13 protein-coding genes are annotated in these 23,355 nt (G+C 47.7%); 3 read left to right on the top strand and 10 right to left on the bottom strand.

Translation table 11 applies throughout. The features are described 5' to 3' along the window. Nucleotides 1-66 precede the first annotated feature (66 nt). The 3 genes from SY83_RS01555 to SY83_RS01565 form a co-directional block, all read right to left on the bottom strand. Nucleotides 67-996 (bottom strand): carbohydrate ABC transporter permease, encoded by a 930-nt coding sequence (locus tag SY83_RS01555; protein WP_157279761.1) that lies wholly within the window; start codon nucleotides 994-996, stop codon nucleotides 67-69. 11 nt (nucleotides 997-1,007) lie between these two features. Further along, the gene (locus SY83_RS01560; protein ID WP_068603606.1) at nucleotides 1,008-1,964 is read right to left on the bottom strand and encodes an ABC transporter permease; all 957 of its coding nucleotides are present in this window, start codon (nucleotides 1,962-1,964) and stop codon (nucleotides 1,008-1,010) included. Nucleotides 1,965-2,122: 158 nt separating this feature from the next. Continuing rightward, the gene (locus SY83_RS01565; RefSeq protein WP_068603608.1) at nucleotides 2,123-3,424 is read right to left on the bottom strand and encodes an ABC transporter substrate-binding protein; all 1,302 of its coding nucleotides are present in this window, start codon (nucleotides 3,422-3,424) and stop codon (nucleotides 2,123-2,125) included. Between the two features lie 123 nt (nucleotides 3,425-3,547). Here SY83_RS01565 and SY83_RS01570 point away from each other — a divergent pair, with 123 nt between their 5' ends. Together SY83_RS01570 and SY83_RS01575 are read left to right on the top strand one after the other, a co-directional pair. Next, complete coding sequence (locus SY83_RS01570) at nucleotides 3,548-5,401, top strand: cache domain-containing sensor histidine kinase (RefSeq protein ID WP_068603611.1); 1,854 nt, start codon at nucleotides 3,548-3,550, stop codon at nucleotides 5,399-5,401. Further along, nucleotides 5,394-7,013 (top strand): response regulator, encoded by a 1,620-nt coding sequence (locus SY83_RS01575; RefSeq protein WP_068603612.1) that lies wholly within the window; start codon nucleotides 5,394-5,396, stop codon nucleotides 7,011-7,013. Before SY83_RS01570 ends, SY83_RS01575 begins: the two co-directional genes overlap by 8 nt. Nucleotides 7,014-7,061: 48 nt before the next feature. Here the strand turns inward: SY83_RS01575 and SY83_RS01580 are convergent, their stop codons facing one another. The 7 genes from SY83_RS01580 to SY83_RS01610 all read right to left on the bottom strand — a co-directional run bounded on the left by SY83_RS01580 (nucleotide 7,062) and on the right by SY83_RS01610 (nucleotide 22,215). After that, on the bottom strand, nucleotides 7,062-7,898 hold the full coding sequence (locus tag SY83_RS01580) for a phytanoyl-CoA dioxygenase family protein (RefSeq protein WP_068603614.1): 837 nt from the start codon (nucleotides 7,896-7,898) through the stop codon (nucleotides 7,062-7,064). A 14-nt stretch (nucleotides 7,899-7,912) separates the two neighbouring features. Beyond that, complete coding sequence (locus tag SY83_RS01585) at nucleotides 7,913-9,844, bottom strand: type 2 periplasmic-binding domain-containing protein (protein WP_068603615.1); 1,932 nt, start codon at nucleotides 9,842-9,844, stop codon at nucleotides 7,913-7,915. A 74-nt stretch (nucleotides 9,845-9,918) separates the two neighbouring features. Continuing rightward, complete coding sequence (locus SY83_RS01590; RefSeq protein WP_068603617.1) at nucleotides 9,919-10,827, bottom strand: carbohydrate ABC transporter permease; 909 nt, start codon at nucleotides 10,825-10,827, stop codon at nucleotides 9,919-9,921. Nucleotides 10,828-10,842: 15 nt separating this feature from the next. Further along, entirely contained in the window at nucleotides 10,843-11,802 is a 960-nt protein-coding gene (locus tag SY83_RS01595) for an ABC transporter permease (RefSeq protein ID WP_197479934.1), read from the bottom strand. Nucleotides 11,803-11,917: 115 nt separating this feature from the next. Then, complete coding sequence (locus SY83_RS01600; RefSeq protein WP_068603619.1) at nucleotides 11,918-13,630, bottom strand: sensor histidine kinase; 1,713 nt, start codon at nucleotides 13,628-13,630, stop codon at nucleotides 11,918-11,920. Next, a complete protein-coding gene (locus tag SY83_RS01605) occupies nucleotides 13,627-15,237 on the bottom strand; it encodes a response regulator transcription factor (RefSeq protein ID WP_068603621.1) in 1,611 nt (536 codons plus the stop codon). Before SY83_RS01605 ends, SY83_RS01600 begins: the two co-directional genes overlap by 4 nt. A gap of 159 nt (nucleotides 15,238-15,396) precedes the next feature. Further along, a complete protein-coding gene (locus SY83_RS01610) occupies nucleotides 15,397-22,215 on the bottom strand; it encodes a discoidin domain-containing protein (RefSeq protein ID WP_068603622.1) in 6,819 nt (2,272 codons plus the stop codon). A gap of 366 nt (nucleotides 22,216-22,581) precedes the next feature. On the opposite strand from SY83_RS01610, the gene SY83_RS01615 reads away from it, so the two are divergent. Then, on the top strand, nucleotides 22,582-23,295 hold the full coding sequence (locus SY83_RS01615; protein ID WP_197479935.1) for a thymidylate synthase family protein: 714 nt from the start codon (nucleotides 22,582-22,584) through the stop codon (nucleotides 23,293-23,295). Nucleotides 23,296-23,355 lie beyond the last annotated feature (60 nt).

Here is a 23,355-nt window from a genome sequence, read left to right on the forward strand (position 1 = left end):
GTTGACCTCCGCCTTCTCTAATAAATTCTGTATGCTAACCGGTTGCCCGGGACTAGCCGTTCATAGTTACTCTTTTACCGCGCCTACCGTCAAACCTTTCACGAAAAATCTTTGAAAGAACGGATAGGCGAACACAATCGGTCCGATGGTAATCATGGCAAGCGCCATTCTGGCGGACTCGCTGGGCACCATCTGGGTAAGCTCATTCTTGTACTGAGCAAGATTCTGTGTAGAGTTCAGGAAATCCAACTTGGCTTGAACCTGGTACAGTAAATATTGCACCGGCATCAGACTTCTGTCATTTACAAAAATGAGGGCGTTATACCAATCATTCCAGTAGCCGATGGCGAGAAACAGACCAATGGTCGCCAGACCGGGTTTGGCCAGGTGAACCACAATGCTGAAGAAAATCCGGAACTCGCCGGCGCCGTCAATCTTGGCTGATTCCACAAGAGAATCCGGTATGTTGGAAGTAAAGAAGCTCTTCATCACGATGACGTAGAAGGCGTTTAACGCACTCGGTAAAATCAGAACCCAAATCGTATTATTCAGATGCATAAGCTTGGTCCAAGTAATGTACCACGGAACCAGTCCCCCGTTAAACAGCATCGTAAAGAAGACAATAAAGGCGAATACATTGCGATACTTAAAGTCTCTTCGGGATAGCACGTAACCATAGAAAGCGGTAATTAAAGTCCCCAGCAGGGTCCCGACAACGGTTACAAATACGGTTACGCCGTAGGCTTGAAGAATCGTCTGGTAATCGGCTAACACAAACTTATAGGCATAGGCGCTGAATTTTTCCGGAAACAGACTATAACCATTGACGGCTACTGTCTCTTCATCGGAAAACGAAATGGACAGCACCAGTAGAATCGGGATAATACATGCTACCGAGAAGAGCATAAAGAAGGAATTCAGGATCCATCCGCTCATGCTCGGTTTGGATTTGGATAGATTTGCAGTTCGCTTTACTGCTGTATGTGTTGCGTTCATATCGTCACCGCCTAAAATAATGCATTATCTTTACTGTAACGCTTTACGAGCATATTCGTGAACACAACAAGCACAAATCCAATGACGGCTTGATACAGCCCTGCCGCGGATGCCATGCCGATATCCCCCATTTTGATCAGCGAGTTATAAACAAAGGTATCCAGGGTTTGTGTAGTAGAATACAACGGTCCGTTATTTCGTGTAATTTGGAAGAAGAGACCGAAGTCTGAATAAAAGATTTTGCCGATAGCCAGTAAAGTAAGAGTCACCATCAAGGGCTTGAGGAAAGGGATCGTGATATAAATGATCTGCTTCCACCGGTTAGCACCGTCAATTTCGGCTGCTTCATAGTAGTCCCTGTTGATTCCCATAATCGCTGCCAAATACAATACCATACTGTACCCGACGTTCTTCCACAGGTTGACTATAATCAGAATTATCGGCCAACGCCCGGGCTCGGTGTACCAGTCTATATCAGCGAAGCCTAGTTGATTTAGAATCATGTTGGCATAACCCTGGGCAGGATTCAGAAAAGCGTATACCAGATAGGACACGACAACCCAGGATAAGAAGAAGGGAAGAAACGTAACATTCTGGTAAAACTTCATCAACCTCCGGTTGCGGATCTCATTCAGGGCGATCGCAAGCCCCACGGAGAAGATCAGTCCCAGGGAGATAAATGCCAGATTATACAGTACCGTGTTCCGGGTAACTTCATAGGCAGCGGTGCCTTTTGTGAAGTATTCAAAATTTTTGAAGCCCACGTTCTCGCTGTTAATCAAATTTACAATGAAATTCCCCGCCGAATATTTGATGTTTTTGAAAGCTATAAACACCCCGACCATCGGAATGTAATTGTTAATCAGCATGAGCAACAGCCCCGGCAGCAGCATCAGGAATAAAGCTTTGTTCTTGATCAGCTCTTTCAGGAAGCCGCTTAACGCTCCGGCTCTTCGTGTTTTCTGCATGTCTCCTACTCCTCTCTCGTCTGTTAGCTTTATTATAGACGGCGTGCCGGAGGACTTGAATAAAGGAACTATGGATGACGTTTGAAAACTATGAATGTTTGTAATAAAAAATTAAAAGCACCGGGAGAAGGTGCTCCCGGTACTTCTGCTAGGTTCATTTACTTCGATTTATACATCGCATTTAATCTGTCCGCTTCTTTCCGCAGCTGCTCTTTCATGTCCGCGCTCCCTTCCAGAACAGACACATATGCATTCCATCGATAGGGATCGTTTACAAACTTCGGCTCCGATAAATCCAATTGATCCTTGTCCCCCGGCAGAAATTCGTACGCATGGAGGATGGTGGAGAAGCCTTGATTAACAATGCCTTTTCTAACCGGCAGCGTTCCCGCGGCCATATACAGTTTTCGTTGAAAGTCATGGGAGTAAATAAACTTCCAAAGGTCCGCAGCCTCTTGGTTGTGAGCAGAAAAAGCATTAACAGCGTAGGATGTTTCCGGCTGTACAGTTAACTTACCTTCCGATGAGAGGGCGGATTGCTCAACAGGAGGCATAGCAACTCCCCAACTAAACGTTTGTCTTGTTTTGCGGACAAGATAGGCGAGGTCGTCGCTGGAGATCATCATCATGCCAATATCACCATCGGAAAATTGAGTTAGAGCCGTATCTCTTTTTAACGCGCTAAAGCCCGGAAATAACGTCCCGTCCTCTTTCATTCTCTTAAACATCTGAAGCAGCGGCACATAGTCTTGAAGGTCGTAAGCATTCGTCGTTGGATTGAAAAGCTCTATTCCGCTAAGCACAGCTGGAATCTCCATCGCCTGACGGAAACCATGCCAGTCGTCACCTGCGGCAATCGCAAATCCGTACTGTCCGTCCCCAACCCCTGTTTCACTTATCTGTTTGGCGTAGTCTTCCAACTGTCCCCAGGTTGACGGAGGTTTATCCGGCGACAAGCCCGCTTTAACAAACAACTGCTTATTATAAATCATTCTGGAGGTGGTAACGGAAGAAGGCAGCGTATATAATTTGTTGTCATGTGAGATTTTGGATGAGTACTGGACCGCCCACTCGGGGTAAGCTTCCAGCAGTTGATCGGCAAGCATCGGCTTTAGATCCACGAGCCAATCTTTATAAATATACGTCATCAGCATGTTTGCGGTTAGACCCATCAAATCAGGGCCTTCTCCCGTGGTCATCATCAGATTCACGGTTTCTTCGTATTTATCATCGGGAATCTTCTTTACTTGCAGGTGATAGGGCTTCTTCTCATTTTTTACATATTCCTGCAAAAGCTGCTCCACAACATCCTCATTCCCAGATGAGCGAATAGCAACGGTTACGGTTTTCTCATGGGGAATCGGCTCATTCTGTGTTTCTGAATAGTTAACTGTATAGTCAGCCTGTCCGCATCCGGAAACGAATAGAAGGAACCCTAGCGTGAGCCTTATACTCTTCATCTGTACTTCATTCCTCCCGCTTTATCAAAAAAACGTGTGTATTGTTTTTACTAATTACAGTAGAATAGTGAAAATAGATTGTCAATAAAACGCTTACTTTTACATGAGCGAGGAGGATTTCCTATGAACGCCTGGCTGGCTAAATTACGCAGCATTCCCCATAGCAGCATAAGGACCCGGCTCCTTCTCTACTTTATCTTAATTGCTCTTGTGCCGACTACCATCATTGCAGCTGCCGCCTATTCCAAATCTACTTCTGTAATAACCAGTAAGGTCGATGCATCCATCACCCAGAATCTGAGACTGATTAACGATGCTGTTATCCAAAAATTAGAGTCCGTAAACGACATCTCTACCTTTATCTATTTAAACCCGGACTTCATCGAGATCTTATCTACGGACCGACCGGACAAATACGCCCGATTCGATGACGCCAACCTGACGCAGGAACGTATAGAATTTACGAACGAGATCGCGGCTCTGGACAAAATGCTGACAACGTTCACCACTGAAAATATGTCCAAAACGGTTTTATATCCAAAGTTATTTATGTATAACCGTCCGGAATACATCCAAAGCCGATTTACGGACAAGATATCCGATCTAGGAGAAATTCAGGATCAGAAATGGTATCGCGCGCTCCCCAGACATTTTAAATACACCGTAGTCGGCCCTAACCGGATTATGACCCAGACGGGAATGAAAGACACTATTCGAATCGCCAAGCGGTTGTACGGACTGAAACACTATCAAATTCCATATGCCGGTTTACTGACCATCGACATTCCTGTTGAAGATTTTGTTTCCATATTGGAGGATTTCGAGCCGACCCCCAACAGTCTGATCTATATTGTAGACCAACAACACAAGGTGAATGTAGCTGCAGACCCGATGCAATTCGGCAAGATTTCGCCCTATGCGGATACAGTTCCTCTCATTTCTTTAGGCATTTCGTCACAAATCAGGAACTTGAACGGCGCGTCCATGCTGGTATCCCAGAAGAGAATCGATGAAACCGGCTGGACGATCGTCTCTCTTTCCCCTATGAAGGAGTTGCGCGAAGAGCTTCATTCCTTCACCAAAATACTGTACGGTGTCATTCTTCTCTGTGCCCTGTTGGCCTTGGCAGGCGCGCTGTACTTGTCCAACCATATCTCGATGCCCATCATCAAGCTGGTCAAATCTATGTCCAACGTAGGCGAAGGCAATTTCAACATCAGTTTGAATTACAAAAGAAAAGATGAGTTCTCTTATTTGATTTCCTCTTACAAAACGATGCTAGCCGAAGTGAAGCAATTAATCGATAAGCTATATATCAGTGAAGTGAATAAGAAGGAAGCGGAATTAAAGGCGCTTCAAGCGCAAATCAATCCGCATTTTCTCTATAATACATTGGATTCCGTGAACTGGCTGGCCATCGAGCACAAGGTGCCTGAGATCAGCAAAATTGTGACGTCCCTGTCCGACTTCTTCAGATACAGCCTGAACAAAGGACATCCGATTATTTCCCTGGAGGAAGAGATTCGGCAAGTCGAAAGCTATCTTCAGATTCAGAAAATTCGATTCGAGGATAAATTCGATTACTCGATCCATGTTCCACAGGAACTGCTCAGTTGCCTGACGGTAAAACTGACGCTTCAGCCCTTGGTGGAGAACTCCATTCTGCATGGGATTCAACAAACGTACGAGAAAGGCTGGATTACAATCGAAGCCGTCCTGAAAGAAAGCGACATTCATATCATCATTTCCGACAACGGGGCCGGGGCTGACACAAGCGAGTTGAATCTGCTGCTCAGTGAAGCTGCGGAAGGGACAGGACATTCCAAATCTTACGGTTTGCTGAATGTCAACGCCCGCTTGAAACAGACGTTCGGCGCCGGTTACGGAGTATACTTCTCAGACAATGAACCAGCCGGAGTCATTGCCGTAATCATCATACCGGCTGTCTATACAATGGAGGGATACCCGCATGCTTAAATTGATTATCGCAGACGACGAGAATAGAATCCGAAGAGGACTCCGCAGCGTGTTACCATGGGAGGAGTTAGGTGTGGAGGTAGCCGGGGAAGCAGGGGACGGGCTGGAAGTGCTTAAGCTGTGCCGAGAGGTGCAGCCGGATCTGCTGCTGCTCGATATCCGCATGCCCATGATGGACGGGCTGGAAGCCGCCATTAAGCTCCGCGAAGAAGGAAATGCGGTGCGCATTATATTCATCAGCGGCGTGGAGGATTTCAGTTATGTAAAGACAGCGCTTGATATTGAAACGGAAGGCTATATTCTTAAACCCGTTAAGATTGACGAGCTCCAGAGTAAAGTAGACCAAGTCTTGCAGAAAATTCATAGAGAACGAAACAGTCGTGACATGCTGCACAACTTAAAATTGCAGCTGCAGCAGAATCTCTCGGTGATGCGCGACAAGTTTCTGGGAAACCTTATTTCCAGCGTCTACATGTCAGAGAGAGATGTGTGGGAAAAGATCAGCTATTTCTCCCTTCCTTTCCGTAAAGGTGAGCTCGCGCAGATTGGCGTGCTCCGAATCGATGATTATGAGCAAGCCATTGATAAATTCATGGAAGAGAATAAACAGCTGCTATCTTTCTCGGTGGCGAATGTGACAGAAGAAATTATGAACACCCATCAGGCCGGCGTCTCACTTCAGTTAAGCGAGAATGAATTTCTTCTGATCTTCAGTCACCCGGCATACGCTGAAAGCGCCTATCTTGAGGTTTGCGAAGAAATTCGCCTCAATATAAAGAAATATTTAAAAGTGTCGGTTTCCATCGGTGTGGGCTCGCCCGTGCAGGATCTCCTCACCCTGCAGGCTTCTTACCAGGAAGCCGGCTATGCCTTGGAACACCGCTTCTTTACGGGAAACGGATCCATCCTGCATATCAAGGATATTCAGCTGAATGCTCCCGGTTCGGATTATCCGAATTTGCGACCGCTGGAGAACGACATTATCAATGCGCTGAAACTAGGGCATGTCCATGAAGTAACCGCTAAGTTAAATGAAGCATTTGACTACATAAGCAACCGTCCGTTTAAGGTAGAGTATGTACAAAGCATTTGCGTCGAGCTGATTAGTATGGCTTACAGAAACCTTCAGGAACTGGATGAACAGATCGAGGACGTGATGGGGAACCGTGCCGGCATTATTGATCAAATCTACGGTACAATGCACATCCTGGAACTTAGGGAATTCATGATTGGTACGTTCAGCAAGGCAGCTTCTTATTTCTCGGAAAGGTACATGCAGAAAAACAGCAAGCTCGTCGAGCGAATCAGGGAGACCATCCAGCAGCGGTACATGACCGATGTCAGCATTGCCGATCTCTCGAAAGAAGTGTATTTATCCGCAAACTATATCGGCCTCATCTTCAAGAGAGAAACCGGAGAGACCATTACCGAATTCTTAACGAAAACCCGTCTAGAAGCGGCTAAACACTTGCTGAAGACGACCGATATGAAGATCCTGGAGGTATCCGAAACGGTAGGTTACGAGAATCCTCAATATTTCAGTACGGTGTTCAAGAAGCACACCGGCATTCATCCGCAGATGTTCCGGAAGGCTACGGAAGTGTCACAATAATAAAATTCAAAGCCGGAGAGCGCACTCTCCGGCTTTCATAATTGTATGTTAATGTTCCCAAGGCATCGTTACGGTTTCCCCTATACGTTCGCCGCGGAAAACCTGCTTACCCTTCTCCGATAAGCCGTCGTAAGTATCCTGCGGAATCCGGATATAATGCCCGCTGCCAAACCAGGTCCGGTTATAGATTAAGGCTATATTCGTTCTCCTCCGATCGGAGCGGTTCGGCGTTCCCCTATGCCACATCCGGATGTCGCGGATGACGATTGAACCGGCCGGCATCAGAATTTTTTCGGACAACATGTATTCTGCAGCTCTGACGATATCTACATGCTTATTAACGGATCCGTCCAGCGTGTCATGGTTCGTCCGGTCCCCGTTCAGATGGGTTCCTCCCGGCCATATTTCCAAAGGCCCGTTCTCTTCGGTTGTATCAACTAACGGAACGTTCAGCACCAAGCTGTACGCCGGGAGCGCGGCAGAATAATCCGGAAACAAAGGCATAATATCGCTGTGCACATTCTGATAATCGGATCCCGGCATAGGCGTATCGGAAGCGAAATAAACACATTTGTGATCCTGCCCGAGAAGCTCATCGATAATCGCCATCGCCAGCGGGTGGGCAATAATATACTCATGATTGAACGGCGCCTGAAAAGGCAGATGCATCTGTGCCCGGTTCGTTCCGGTGTTGTACCCCTTCTTCTGAATGTACTCGTCGAACAAAGGATCGAACGCCTGACGAAGTTCCTCGATAACGGAATCAGGAACGACTTTCTCCAGCAGCACGTAACCGTTCACTTTCACTTGTTCTACCGCAAAGGCCAATGTCTCCGGCTCCAAACGCAAGGTTTCCAGCTCTTTAGGGGATAGTTGAATTTTCAATACGGGTCCCTCCTCTACTTCAGATTCGCCATTTGCTCTTTATTGCGCTCAGCAAACACCTGATTAATCTTGACAAGCGTCTCGTCTGTCAGTCCGTTCTGTTCCGCATAGTCCACCATATCGGTATATAGCTTCTCGAATTGCTCATCCGATTGGGCGGTATACACTTTCTTCATGGCATTCTCGAAGCCGGCGCGGGCTGACCAGAACTTCTTCACTTCAGGAATTACATCCGAGAAATTGTCAATAAACCAACCTTCCGTAGGAACTTGATTAAGCCCTTCCACATTGCCGTACCAGTAATGTTGGTCCCAATTCTCTCTGGTCACTTTAATGTCAACAGCTTCTTTAGTCCTCTTATCCGTAGCTAACGTGAAAGGATATTGAGGCCATACCTCATTCCGAAGTCCATACTTATCTTTGTAAACGGTGTTCGGTCTTGCCCCGGAAGTGGCATCCGCAATATCTTTATCGATAAATGTCCGCTTTCCGTTCTCCTCCTTGAATAACCCGGCGCTGCGCGGACCGTAATATGCCAGATTCTGTCCGGCTTTGGTGTAGGCAATATCGTAAAATCTTAAAATCTGGGGAAGATCCTCCGCTTTAATTCGATTTTTGAAAAATGAAACCGGTGACAGCCCGGTAGCATTATAAGGCTGTACAAACTTCTTCTCATCGGGAGGAACATCTAGATATACCTTGCGGTATTTATACGTCTTGCCCGCTTTAGCGAGTTTAGCACGGTCGGGTTCAATCCAACCCCATGTCATGGCGTATTGTCCTGTATCTTTCTTCTCATTGAATTGGGTATCCGTCTGGATGATGGCCTCCGGTTCGGCAATCTGCTCTCGCACCAATTCATTCCACTGTTTCATGATGTCTTTGTACCATGGCTGTTTAAACATGTAATCAACCGTTTGGCGTTCCTTGTCCCAATAGGTAAAGTAGTTGTTGTCCATTTGAACATGCGTGTTATACCCATTTAAAGTTCCGGACAGAATTGTGCCGATCAGCCAGCTGTCGGACCCGTTATGAGTCCAGAAAGGGACGACATCTTTCCCGTTCTCTTTCAGATTCAATTTCTTAATTTCTCTAAGGAACTGAATAAAATCAGCCATGCTCTTAATAGGCACATCCAAATATTCTTGCTTGGAAAGATTGCCATTCTTCTGTTCCATCAAGGCACCGAGCTCGTCGTAACTTTTGGCTTGCGGGTAAATTTTCTTAAGAATATCATCCCTCACGAACACGAACCCTCTGCCGGGCACATCGCCGCCGGTAGCCTGTTTGTATTCCAGCGGATTTGCGAAATCTTCTTTCTTCATTAATTTGGTGTTAATAAATGACCATCCTGCCACTTGGATGGAGTACAACTTCCCCTCTCTCTTGGAGCCCTTTAAATCCAGTTGAAAGGCTGGATTATTAATGAATTTCCAGTAATTTGGCATGTATTTGGGAATCAGGTCCGTCAAATCGTACAGCAGATCTTTTTCGACTAATTGTTCAAACCCGCTTCTCGAAAGCCCTTCCACTACATCCGGATAACTGTTCGTCGCTACAATTTTCGTCATCTTTATTTCATAAGAATCCTGCCCTCCGTTATCAAAGGAATTCTCTCTGTCCATCGTTACCCCGGTCGCCCGTAACAGCTCAGGCAGCACAACATCCTGTGTAGGAATTACCTTTGCGCCTGTACCGTTCCCGCCGGCATACCAGAATTTCAGTTTAATCTGCTTTCCCTTCCAGTCCGGCATATCCGAAGTATCTTCCACTCCTTCATAAGGATCTTTCTCCAGATTTGCCTCAACAACGGGGGAAGCTTCCCCATCTTTCGGTTTTACGGCCGTGTTCGGCTCATTGCCGTTGCTGGACATACATCCCGCTAACAGAGATAACACCAATGTCATGCTCAACAGCAGTTTCTTCCTCTTCAATACATAAGCCAACTGAATCCCCCCATAATTAAAATTATTGTTATTCCCTGAATGTGTAATCAGGAAAATGGTAAACCGGACAAAAACTACTCTTTGACGGAACCAATCATCGCGCCATGCAAGAAATATTTTTGCAAGAAAGGATAGACGCAAATGATAGGCAGCGTGGTAATGATGACTTGTGCAGCAACTAAAGATTCCGGAGTAACGACATTCAATTTGGTCAAAGCGCTTACATCTCCGCCTCTGGAAATCGTGTCACGGATGAGTTGGTTAATGCGCTCGCTTTCTTTAATGATTTCAGTCAATTTATACTGCAGCGTATATAAACTCGAATCGTTAACGAAATATAACGTCGTCGTCCAATCATTCCATTTACCTACAGCCGTCCAGAGAACAATGGTAGCCAGTATGGGTTTGCACAGCGGTAATATGATACGGAAAAAGATGGTGAAGTCATTGGCCCCGTCCATCCTCGCGGATTCTTCGAGACTCTCCGAAACGGTAGAAGCAATATACGTACGAATGACTATGAAATTGTAGAAAGAAAATCCGGCCGGAATGATATACACCCAGAAATTGTTCAGCAGATGGGTTTGGGAATAAAGGATATAGGTCGGAATTAACCCCCCGCTGAAGAACATGGGAATGACCAGAAAGATCAGGATTTTTCCGCGTCCTACCAGTGTTTTTTTCTTAAGCGCATAGGCTGCAAAAAATTGAATGAGAACCGCGTAAGCCGTGCCTAATACAACGATAGCCAACGTTAACATGAAAGCGCGCACAAGACTGCTGTCGTTGAGAAGGGTTACATAATTGTCCAATGTAAACACCCTGGGGAAGAAGGTAATTCCCCCAAGCGATGTGTCTCTGCCATCATTAAGAGATACGGCAAACACGTTCAGATAAGGCAACAGCGTTATAATGAGGATAAAGAACATAAACGAATAATTGAACCACTGAAAAACTTTATATCCTCTGGTCTGGCCTATCATCGGGCACCTCCTCTGTTACCATATGCTTACATCGGTTAATTTTTTGGCTAGACGGTTGGACAAATAGATGAGTAGAAAGGCAACCAACCCCTGAACAAAGCCGAGCGCTGTCGCCATGGAATAATCCCCTTCCGCAATCCCCTGCCTATAGACCAAAGTGGAGATCACCTCGAAGTTGATAAAAGCGTTCTGCAACCCATAAATCAGCTCGAAATTGCTGTTAAAGAGATTGCCCAGACTCAGAATCAGGAGAATTACAGTGGTAGGCAGCAATCCGGGCAATGTAATGTGCCGTACCTGTCTCCATTTGCCAGCACCGTCTATCGTAGCTGCTTCGTACAACTGAGGATCGATACTGGTCAATGCAGCAAGATAGATAATCGAGCCCCATCCGAACTCTTTCCACAAACTGGTCAGAACGACATTCGGTACGAAAAAGGACTGATCGGTAAGAAACAGCTGACGCTCCGTATCAGGACCCAATATGGCAATCCGGATATCGTTTACGATGCCGTATTTAGCAAATATGGTGTATAAAATCCCTACCACAGCGATCCAGGATAGAAAATGAGGCAGGTAGCTCACCGTCTGTACAAACCTTTTAAAATATTTGACCCGAACCTCGTTAATGAGAAGAGCAAATATGATCGGGACCGGGAAGCCAACCGCCAAGCTTAATATACTGATCCATAACGTATTCCATATAGCCTGGGAAAACGCGGGAACCTGGAAAAGTCTTTCGAAATTGGCGAACCCTACCCATTCACTCCGGAACTGATCGAAAATATCCCAGTCCATAAAGGCAACAACCAGACCCGGCATCGGGAGGTAGGAAAAGAAAAACACTAGCAGCAGTGTAGGCAGTAACATCAGATACAAATATCGATCCTGTTTCATCTGTTTCCATCTGCTGGATCGCTGTTTTTTCAGCGCGGCAAGCCGCCGCTCCTTTGTTGTTTCTACTACCGAACTCAAGGGCATCTCTCCTTTATAAAACGCTTTCATATTTATAATTATAGAGATTCGTCTCCATTGTGTAAGATTCGAAATAATAAATGATATAACGGGAATTGCAACAAAAAACGGCTCATTACAGAGCCGCAAATCCCTCTCTATTTCCGTCCGGCAGATAAAGCGTCACCTCCGTACCTTCTCCGTTCCGGCTGTGAATATGTATCCGGGCTTCGTCTCCGTAATAGAGCTGGAGCCGTTGTCTTACGTTTCTCAGCCCGTAACCGCCGAACCTGACAGGCTGGTATTCCTCCAGAACGGCTAACTTCTCAGGCGGTATGCCGTTGCCGTTATCCTTCACGGTGAGCACGAGAAACCCTTCTCGCTTCTCGGCTTCCACCACAATGCGGCCGCCTCCCACAGACATCCCGTTGATCCCGTGCAGCACCGCGTTTTCTACAATGGGCTGAAGCAACATCTTGCTGACAATACGATGCTCCGTACCGGGTTGACACCTGATTTCGTAAATAAAATCCGAATCATAGGCGAATTTCTGCAGCTTTAAATACTGGCTGATGAGCTCGAACTCCTCTTCTACCGTCAGCTGCTCTCTTCCCCTGCTCAGCGACCCCCGATAATACCTCACCATAGCATCGATTGTTTCGCCCAAATCCGGGTCAGGATAGGCCCACTTAATGGCAGAGAGCGTATTGTACAGGAAATGCGGATTGATCTGCTCCTGCAGCACTTGCAGCTGCAATTTCTTGCGCTCCTCCTTATCCTTCAGAGATTGTTGATGATACGTACGAACTTCCTGAAGGAATTCATAGAGCTTTGCATGAATTTCCGCGAATTCATCTCCGCCTCCATGCCTGAAATCAATATCCGTGGAGATTAAGGTATCGATATTACGGTTGAAACGATTAATGAGCAATTTGAGCCGGAACGTCAGCCTGGAAGTTACCGTCATGACGGAACCCGCAATGATCAGGAAAGCGGCAAACATCATGAGTGCAATCTGGAATGTCGCTTTCTTCAGCTTGCCGGCCACAACTCCTTCCGGGAGAAACAGAATCATTTGGTGTTCGCTGAACTTGACTGTTTGGATTATCACATCGTCAGGTCCTTGATCTCCTGCGGATACATAGCCATAGGCTATCTGGAGCGCCTCTTTCCTTCCGATGTCATTAGCCTTTAAAATCTGAATATGCTGTTCATCATGAACATAAGCGGCAAACGCCCCTTTCGGAAGGTCCATACTTATGGAACCGGCCAATTTGGAAGCGGGTACGGTGAGCCGAATGATCCCTTCAGGTTTGTCCGCTACTTGCAAGAGCTTATAGATCATGACGTCGAATGTATGCGTCTCCGGCTGCCAGTTTCCTGCCTTATATACCATATCTCCCTGTGACTGTTCTATTACTTTCCGCAAAGCAACATCAAGCCGATCTGTTTTTTGGATCAGTCCGCTGTCATATACATGTTGATCGTAAGCAAAGATGCTAATATGGCTCTGGTCATTATTGCTCTCCAATGCGGATAAGATCGAATTGACGGATTCATAGCTTGTAAAAGTCTCAGTAAGATCATAAGATCCGATCTGGTTCAGTACTTCACGAAGATAAGAATGATTGCTCAGATATAACAGCTGATGGCTGCCTGTCAAATACAGATCGCTGATTGAATCGCCATTGAGCCGTAATTGTTCGGTGTATAGGGAAAGCGTTTCACGGCGTTCATCCGATCGAATTTGCAGCATATAAAGCGTGCCCAAAATGCTTAAAGGCAGCAATGAGAAAACGAGAAGCGTCAATGCCAGCTTCTGACGGAACAGAAATCGCCTACCCCTCATCCTTTACTGCTCCTCTTTTCTTCCAAGCTCCGTTTGTATTCTTGGGGAGTCATCCCCGTATAATCCTTGAATTTCAAGCAAAAGTGTGATTTATTGGTATACCCGCTCTCCTCCGCTACTCTGTAGATTTTACTGTCTGAAAAAGCCAGAAGCTCCTTCGCCTTTTCCATGCGCAGTTTCGTTAAGTATTCGAAGATGCTCTCACCAGAGGCTTTACGGAACAGATTATTCGCATGGACCGAGCTGTAATTAATCGAGGCAGCTACATCGTTTACCGAGAGCTTTTCATGAAAATTTTCCTTCATTAGCGCTTTCATTTTATCGGTAAGAATACCCGACACATCCTGATCTCCTCCGGTCAATCTCTCGGAACATCCATCCAAAAAAGTTTCCAGCAGCTCCAGCAGTTCTCCGGCATGGGAGACCGTTGCTATCCGATTCCTTACTTCCAAATCAGCAGCCTTCTGACTGGACGCAGAAGCAGGACCCACTTCCCCGGTTACCCATTCCGCAATGGAAATTAACGTAGACGCGAAATGTCTGACCGCCTGCTCATCCCCTCTATGCCCCATGGCATGAATATGACGGTTCAGAAACTCCCTTCTTTCCTGTGCCGACCCGTAAAGCAGCAGTTGCTTCGTATCCCGGTACAGGCGCTGTAAATCCCCTGTTTGGTCATCGGTACTGCCCTCTTCCCCAAGCTCTTCATAGAGTACAAATGTTTGTTTCTTGTTAAAAAAAGTCGTATTCATCGCCGTAATGCTCTGTAAATACAGCCTGGACAGTTGTTCCAGGGAGTCGCCTGGTCCGCTGACCCCGAAAGCCGCCGGCAATCCTAAATTAGCGGAAACAGCCGAAGTAAAGTCAACAACCTTATCAATTACATCCCCTTCCTCCGATGCATACACGGCTGAAAACATATGTTTCCCCTGCTGCACCAGCTCCAATGGGCGGATGCTTTCAGGAAGCGTGCGGATTAAATTTCGGATAGAAATAGCCCCCAACATCTGTTCCTCCAGCGTCCGGTCTCGGTCGGAATCATCTACACGCAGCGTAACAACGCGAATGCAGCCTTGTTCCGGAACTGTAATTCCGAGGAGATCGATATACTGCCTCAGGTCCTCCCCATCTTGGTAACTGCCAAAGAGCAGCTCCCTAAACAACTGTTCCCGATAGGAAGGAAGCGCTTTGTCCAGCTGTTCCCGCAGTTGATGTTGTTTACTCCGCTCTTCCTTCTCCTTATCCAAGATCCCGGCTACCCGCTCCAACGCCTTGACCAGTTCGTCTTTGACGATCGGTTTCAATATGTAATCATGCGCATGAACTTCAAGAGCCGACTTGGCGAAGTCAAATTCGTGATACGCGCTGGCAAATAGGACTTTAATGTGTGGAAAACGATTCGACACCGCTTCGGCCAGCTCAATACCGTTCATCACAGGCATCATGACATCGGAAAGCAGTATATCGCACTCTTGATCTGGAAGCGCATTCAAACAAGCGGATCCGTTTGCGTATGAAGCTGTCACTTTAAATCCCGCATCTTTCACGATCAGTTCTATTCCCTTACGGTCTCTTGGATTGTCATCAACAAGGATCAGATTGTACATAGTCGCCCCCTGGTCTCCGCTAAGTTCTTAAGTCCATTATAACGCGCCATAATATTGGGATATATGGAAAAACTATGATTCTCATGTGAAAATCAACACATTATCATAGAGCCTCTTTAATGAAAGGAGAGGGCTTGCCTTAGGCAGCCCCCTCCCCTTTTACAGCCCGTTACCTTCTGTTCTCTCACCCTTACCGTTATCATGTTTCGTTCGTACTTGAAGGGCGGGGCTTAGCGGAGATCGATGTCCGTACTCGTTTATAGCCTGAATAGAGAATGTATACTGCGTATCCTTGTTTAGATTCTGAATTACGGCCGTTAGCACGGAAGCCGTTGTCACTTTCGTTACTTTGCCATTCATATAAAGTATGAATGAGACGACAGGCTCATCTACTTTGCCTGGTGTCCAGCTGAGACTCACGGAGCGTTTATCATAACCTGTTACCTTTAATAAAGGCTCGGTTACGATTACCTTCTTGAGAAACAGGGAGACTGCCGCCTTCAGCTGATCCGCAGCGGCATCTATATCCGCTTGCGGCAGACCGGCGGCTCCTTGAACAACGGCTTTGGCATCATTCACTTGTCGTGCAAGCTCCGAATATTCCCCGCTGCTCGATTGCCCAGGATTGCTTCCTGCGTGATGGTTAGTTAATGCCTCCTCGGCTTCGGTTATTTGCTTTTCCAGCAGATCTGTGTCGTGCTCCTTATAGACGGTTACCGGCAAGGTTACCGATGTGCCTTGATAGGAAGCTGTTATCACAACGTTACCTTTGCTTAGAGCTTTAGCTGTTCCATCGCTTTGCACGGAAAGAATACTAGAGTCGGAAGACTTCCAATCTACATTGTCTTTCGTAATATCCTCACCCAGAACTCTTGCCGCGAGATGGAGCGTCTTTCCTGTCTCCCATCTGGAGGAGGTTTGATGCACCAGCACACGCAGTTCTGCCAGACCAATCCCGCTGCCGTCCGTCTTTTTCATCCTGATATAACGATATAAAGAAGGATCCGCAACAACTGCAGTCCATATTTCCCCTTCTGGGAAGGCGTCTCCGCCAGCAAGGCCAAGGGTTTTAGCGCTGCTAAAATCGGGTTCATTGGAACCAAGCACAGCGAATCCTTTACGCTCCCATTCGATATTTCCCGCCCTAGGGACGACCTGAATCTTATCGATCGCATAGCCGTCTCCCAAATCAACCTGTACATATTCGTCATTGCTCCAGTTCTTTACAACATAAGCGGAATTGAAATTTCCGTCGTTGATGTGGGCCGCTTTGTACTGATCCGAATATTCACTCGTTGCTATCGCGGGCTTACCTTGAGCGACATTAGCATAAATGGCGTTATCCGGCTGAGGAATAACACCGTACACTTCAACTTCCGACGCTGACAGCTTTACCGCCGAAGCCGATGTAGTCTCCAAAAGAACATATCTGTAAATAGGCTTCCCGCTGAGCTTTACCTTTACTGTACCGCCGTCCGTTTTGATGTATGTTTCCAGTTTTACTTTGTCGCTGTAATCTTCACTATTCGCACCGTACACCGTTATTCCGTTCCATGCGGCCGATTCTGTTTCAGCTCCTGCAGATATAACAATACTGTTTAGACGATAGGCTGCGAGCAAATCCAGTCTGATGAAATGCTCCGATTCATAAGATGAGGTCCATACTGTGCTGTTATCCTTATTGCCATCCACAAGACGAGCTGCCGAATCCTGACCCGAAGAAGCCTCCACCGGTCTCTCTAACGCGACATTCACCAGCACCGGTTTGGAAGGAACGACTTTGACCTCCGCAAGCGCAAGAGGCTCGCCTGAAACTGTTTTTTGGATACGCACATAACGGTAGCCGTTGTTCTCCTCCACAAGGAAGGAAGCTATGCCTCCCGGCGGAACCGCCTCCTCTCCCTGTTCGCCCAGCTTGACCGGATGGGTAAACGCAGCATCATTAGCGCCCAGAACCTCGAACTGCCTTCTCTCTTCCGCTGTAGACTCTTCCGGGAAACGAATGTCTAACTTATGAATTGGCGTTGATTCCAGCAGATCAGCCTGCCACCATACAGACGAGTCCGCGCTGCCCGATCTCCAGCTGGTAATACTTAAACCGTCCAAGGCCTGTTCCGGAGCATGGCCTGGGGACGAAGAAGAAGCTGATGCCGGCCTATTCATGGCGATGTTGGTTCCCGTCTCCTTGGAAAACGCGGGATAGGCCGGCGGTGCCGGAATGAATATAGACGGCTTTCCAGCCTTGGGACTGGTCGGCGGACCCGGCAGAACGCTGTTCTCATAGACCTCGGCTGTAGCGGCCTTAGTCAACACCACCCGCTCGATGGCATTCTTTGTATTGGTATTCCAAATATGAAGTTTATGAATCCCCGCCTGCTCCACGCGGACTTTCAATCCGCCATTCTTCCAAGCGAACGTATCCGGGAAAGCGATCGTCCCCATCTCTTGCTGATTGAAACCGACTTTAACTGTACCCTCTTTGGCTAAGACAAATACAAGATAGTCTCCGGGAGTCTGGAACTGGATGTCATACGTAAGCTCCGGTAATTCAGGAGCGGCGAGAACCGGTCTTGTCATCTGTTTCGGATGCGTAATCATTCCGTATTTGGCGCTTCCGGTTCTAGGCGCGTTAATCCAACCCAGATAACTGTAATCGGCCGCTTCCGTTCCCTTGTAGCCGGTGAACTCCGTCGCATCAAATACGGCAAGACCGTTCTTCTCCTCAAAAGGAGCCTTGGCCAAGTCCCGGTCGATGCTCGAAGAGTAAGGGTGAAACAAATACGTATCCTCGACAAAGACACCGGAGCTGCGAATGAATGGAATGTCCTTACGTTCCAGCAGCACCTTCACCTGCTCAAGCAGATCTTTGTACTCCTGCTGAAGACCGGCCCCTGCTATAATCGCTTGAGCGGCCGCAGGCCAATTCCCATCCGGGTGAATGTGAACGTTCTCAATACGGACATTGGGACCAGGGCTATAGTTAACGATATTACCTGTGGTTGTATATAAATCAGTTATGGTTATGTTCGATACACCATTCAGATTATATGAGGTATAGTCCCCGCGTTCCGCGTCCACAACGTTATCCTCATTCACAAATCCGCTGCTGCTTTGATCGTGATAAAGCGCCGCCGTGTTGAACGCGCCTCCGACATTCATCACATAATTCCCTTTTAAGCCTGCATTCACATGGGAACTCATCGAATAGACCGCCCCGCCGTCCACCGTTTTGCGATTAACATTAAACAGCTTATTATAATTGACCTTGAGATTGCGCAGCGAATCCACGCTGCCTGACCAGCCCCAGCCTACGGAAATTGCCGAGTAATTCGCCCCGTCCACATCGTTATACTCGATAGCCAGGGTGTCATAGTAGAATGCGGTAATGGCCGCCGATCCCCAGAATTGCGAACCGATGTCACGCAGTACATTATTGCTCACGGTGATTCGCTTCGGCAAGCTTGCACCCGCCTGGGTAAGCGTTCCGTGCGACGTGCTTCCGATATTCACCGCTCCGCCCGCGATGTCATTAAATATATTTCCGGTGACGGCAAGATCCGATATTCCTTGCTCCGCATTAATGGCGCTTTTTCCGATCCGTTCGAAGGTGTTGCGGGAAATCGTGACTTTGTCGGCGTAGTTTACGTTAAATACAGCAGGAATGATATCTTCCATCGCGCCTTTTTCATTTACGATCGTTGTGGATTGTACGGAAGCAAACCCTCTGCTGTTCACAACTTCCCAAGTCGCATTGGAGAAAGTAATCCCCTGAAAGGCAAGATTACGCACCCTTTTGGTATTCGATAATCCAGTAATATTAATAAACGCTTCCGCCTGCGGAATCTCAATTACGGCTGCATTCAGGTCCACTCCGGGCTGAGGCTTGTAATAAAGGACAAGCGCCCGTTTATCGAAATACCATTCTCCTTCTTCATCCAGTAACTCCAGCGCATTTTCAACTATAAAATACTTGTTGTAATAGGAATCGAAATTATGATTTTGGATATAGGTATTCATGATTTCACTGGTAAAGTTGACTTTAGTATAGGTATCTCCGCGAGTCATTCCGCTTACAGGCAGAATATAGTGACGCCATTGCGCCAGCATGCTGAAGGATAAGTCCTGAGGGAACGCAAAGCCGCCTGCAGGAAGCAAGTCGTTGGCGACCATCAGACTGGTTCTTTCTCCTTCGATGCCCGCTGTTTTCACAGGTGCCGATTTCGCGCGTTGCTGACGCTTTCCGTCCACGACGAGTTCTCGCATATCCAGCACGGACGAATCCGCCTGAATACGATAAATGCCGTCGGTATAAGGTTCCCATGTTCCTGATACCCCTTTGCCGCCTTCAATCACAGGCGTTTCACCGGGAAAAGCTTGATAGCGAACTTGAAAACCGTTCTGGCCGGAATCAAGAGGGCCAAAGTCCACGGGACCGTCCACCCGATAAACTCCACCGCGCAGATTAACGGTAATATCACCCTTCATAGTTCGGGTCTGCAGGCGCACCGCATTTCTGGCAGCCTCCAGTGTGCGGAGAGGCGACTCCTGTGTGCCTTCATTGGAGTCGTCGCCTTCAGGAGACACGTAGAAAGTATCTCTCTGTACTACAGGAGGCTGCTCCGCAAGGGAATCCGCGCTATATATGACCGAGCTAGCGGAAACACCGCGGCTGTCCGATGCGAATACATACCAATCGGCTTCTTCGGCTGCCGCTTCGGCGGGAAGGACGGCTCCATAACTTCCGTCAGCATTCGCTGCGGCCTGCACCTCCGTCCAACTGCGCGTTGTCCAGGAAGCGTCAGGCGAGCTGTAATATAATTTGAAGTTTGTCACTTCTGTTCCGCCGGATACGCTAAAGCGTATTTGGATGCTGCCGTTCGCCAATGGTTTAGAGCCTTCCACCTGTACTTTTGGCGGTACTGCCCCTTCCCCTTTGAGATGATAATCGAAATACAGCTGTTCCTGAGCGGATTCATCCGCCAAATGCGCAAGCGTGTGGTCATCGTTAGGAGAGAACACCTGATTGACCGGTCCGCTGATTCGATCCAGCGTATCCATGACCGCAGTCGGCCAGAAGTACGAATCGTTGGTGGCTGCCGCGACAAAATAGTTGGCCGTAAGCTGTTGGGCTCTGCGTCCCGCATCCAGATCCTTCAGCCATTTCATTTTCTCCAGCCGGTTCCAGCCGTCCAACAGTCCTTTAAAATAGGAGCCATGGTCGTAGAAACCGCTGCCGTAAATGGAATACGCCGCTTTTACATCGTCCCCGAGCAAAGAACTGACCATGGTCGTTGTATAACCGCCCCAAGAAATCCCTTTCATCCCCACATTACCAGGCTGAATCTCAGGCTGTGCCTTCAGAAGATAGAACGATTGCAGCGCTGCAACCTCCGCCTCAAATATAGAGCTCGCGGAAGCATCCGGCAAAGCTCGCAGCTGCCGTAACCCGTAAGGCTCGCTCTTCCAAACCCCTGTAGAATCCGGAGAAGCCCATTGGCTGTTCGGATCCGCTATGCCCGGAAGTTCCGGTGCAATCGCTATATAGCCCCGCTTGGCATATTCCTTGGCTCCCCCTTCATCAGCTGTTCCCGCTCCGCCATGCAACACAAGTAGTCCCGGGTAACTTCCGGATGCCGTTGGCCTGGCAATCAGTGCGTAGATTTGATTCTGCCGGCCTTCCTCAAGGTCGGATTGAAATAACACCCTCTTGATACTGATGGTACCTTCCGTGCTCTCGCTGATCACCTTCGTCACAACTGGCGCCTGGCCGGTAAGGAAAGACGCGAAGAGATCCGGTGAAGTGGGCGCTTCCGCTTCAGGCGCCGGTTTTACGGTTAGCGGTAAGGAGAGCGTCTTGCCTTGATAAGCCGCTGTAATCGTTGTAGTTCCCTTGCTATAAGCGCTAATTTTACCGCTGCTGTCCACAGAGGCAACCCCTTGGTTCGAGGAGGTCCATACCGCCTCGTTTAATCCGATGTCCGTTCCGCTGAACCGCGGCACAACCTGCAATAGATCCGAAACGGCCATCTCGTAAGCGGTTGACTGAACAAGCACCCGAAAATCGGTTAAACCCACCGATTTGGTATCCGTTGTTTTCACCCGTACATACCGGTATGGAGCGGGATCCGTAACAACGGCGTTCCACAAGTTGTCGAACCCCTCGCTTCCGATAGTCCCGATGACGGCACTCTCTTGGAACGAAGCATCGTTCGACGCCAGAATGCTATAATTTCTGCGTTCCCAATCAATCCCGTCCCTCGGTACCAACTGGAGTTTGGCAATCGAGTATTCCCGGCCAAGATCGACTTGCCAATAAGCGTTGCCATCCCAGTTCGTGACCATAGGAGAGGAATTGCCGTCATTGCCGTTCTCCGCGGCATAAGCCCCCTCCAATACACCCGAAGCCGTCACGGGTTTCCCGAGCGCGACATTCGTATAAAGGGCATCTTCAGGCTGCGTAATCGAGCCCATTACATTCACCTCGCTGAAACCCAATGAATCCGGAATGGTTTTTTCCAACATGATATAGCGGTATGGAGTTGTGTCCGAAACCGGCAATGTCATACTGTACGCAATTCCGCTCTCCGGAACCTGGGCAATGGCCACCCGGTCACTATAATCCGCCTGATTGGCCCCATATACCGAGACTCCTACTGTTTCCCAGAGTGTCGATTCGTATCTTGCATTCAGCTGAATTTCATGTAGTTGAAAGGATTGGCCCAGATCTATTTTCATCCATGCCGAAGACTGTCCCCATTCGCTGTACCAATGCGTATCAGCATTTCCGTCCACCAGATTTCCCGCTTCTTCGGCCCTGGATGAAACCGTTACCGGTTTATTCGAAGACACATTCTGAACCGTCTCTGCCGCGGCCGCCGCCGGAATAGCGGGTTGGAGAATCATAAGCAGCGTTTGAAATAACATAGCCAACACTGTAAACGTAGATACCATGCGCATGCCGGTTCTCTTGATCAACATTCAGCATTCACTCCCTTTAGTTTAGAAAATGTTTAAGAAACAAATAATAGCTGTCCAGTACAGATCGCTGCTCGCCTCCTCCTCCAATGTGAAGCGCTTACATTCGTGACTCTCATTTATTGTAATTCTCTCCTTTTGCCAGGAACAGACACGATAACGGAAATGTTATAACGGTTTTTTTGAACAATAGCTCGGCTTTATCATTTTCCGTTAGTCGATTTGCGTTTTCGTCCCTTTACTTCCGTCTGGAACCCACGCACACTGAGGATGTAGCAAAATGTAAACGCTACTAAACACAAATCCAAGGATGAAGGGAATGAATTTATGTACAGGTTAAAAAAGAAAGTCGGCCTTATTTTTCAACTCTTGTTAGCGGTGTCACTGATTTGCTTTGCGTTACCCGCTTCGGCGGCTTGGCAATGGACGAATGATTACAAATATTACATTTTTGATAACAACTATGCGGCGCCTCCCGGTACGGTAATGAGCAGTTGGATTTCTTCTGAAACTTCCTGGGGAGGCAGCTATGACTTTAATGGCGGTTCCGGGGGCATTGGCGCAGGGCAGTTGAACCGGGGATTATGGCCATGGACAACGGTGAGCACACAGAATTCACAGCTTCCCTTCCGAATCGATGATCCTGATCGAAGCGCCTATTCGTTCTGGCAGTTCGGCCTCACGCCCGTTAACAGTCCGGGGTGGAACATGTATTGGGAAATATTTGCCCACAGCAGCAGTACCATCAACCCGGAGACAATCTCATTGGATCTGATGATTCATCCGACGTATGACAATACCGATGACTTTGGAGATTATTACGGTGATTTTTATGATGTTTACGGTCAACAATGGTATGTCTATATGTCTCCCTTCGGAGGAACGGACATTCCCCTTGTACATTTCGCCAAAGCGGAGAAATCAACGGAGTTAACCGTATACTTTGACGGGTTTTGGGACTATTGCGTAACTCAGGGCTGGGGACAGTCCTCAGACTATATTGGAAGTTTTGGCACAGGAATGGAGGCAAGGTCGGGATCGGGAAGCTTTGAAACAACCTATTATATTCACAATATCTATTAATTCCGCATTTAAAATAAAACAAACCTATCAGCCCGACGGGCTAATAGGATTGTTCTTGCT

It is taken from the genome of Paenibacillus swuensis (assembly GCF_001644605.1).
GTDB classification, from domain to species: Bacteria; Bacillota; Bacilli; order Paenibacillales; family DY6; genus Paenibacillus_N; species Paenibacillus_N swuensis.

Bases quoted from the DNA above. Each gene is read 5' to 3' on its own strand.
- SY83_RS01555 (WP_157279761.1), bottom strand. From the start codon at position 996: ATGAACGCAACACATACAGCAGTAAAGCGAACTGCAAATCTATCCAAA.
- SY83_RS01565 (WP_068603608.1), bottom strand. From the start codon at position 3,424: ATGAAGAGTATAAGGCTCACGCTAGGGTTCCTTCTATTCGTTTCCGGA.
- SY83_RS01575 (WP_068603612.1), top strand. From the start codon at position 5,394: ATGCTTAAATTGATTATCGCAGACGACGAGAATAGAATCCGAAGAGGA.
- SY83_RS01600 (WP_068603619.1), bottom strand. From the start codon at position 13,630: ATGAGGGGTAGGCGATTTCTGTTCCGTCAGAAGCTGGCATTGACGCTT.
- SY83_RS01605 (WP_068603621.1), bottom strand. From the start codon at position 15,237: ATGTACAATCTGATCCTTGTTGATGACAATCCAAGAGACCGTAAGGGA.
- SY83_RS01590 (WP_068603617.1), bottom strand. From the start codon at position 10,827: ATGATAGGCCAGACCAGAGGATATAAAGTTTTTCAGTGGTTCAATTAT.
- SY83_RS01570 (WP_068603611.1), top strand. From the start codon at position 3,548: ATGAACGCCTGGCTGGCTAAATTACGCAGCATTCCCCATAGCAGCATA.
- SY83_RS01610 (WP_068603622.1), bottom strand. From the start codon at position 22,215: ATGTTGATCAAGAGAACCGGCATGCGCATGGTATCTACGTTTACAGTG.
- SY83_RS01560 (WP_068603606.1), bottom strand. From the start codon at position 1,964: ATGCAGAAAACACGAAGAGCCGGAGCGTTAAGCGGCTTCCTGAAAGAG.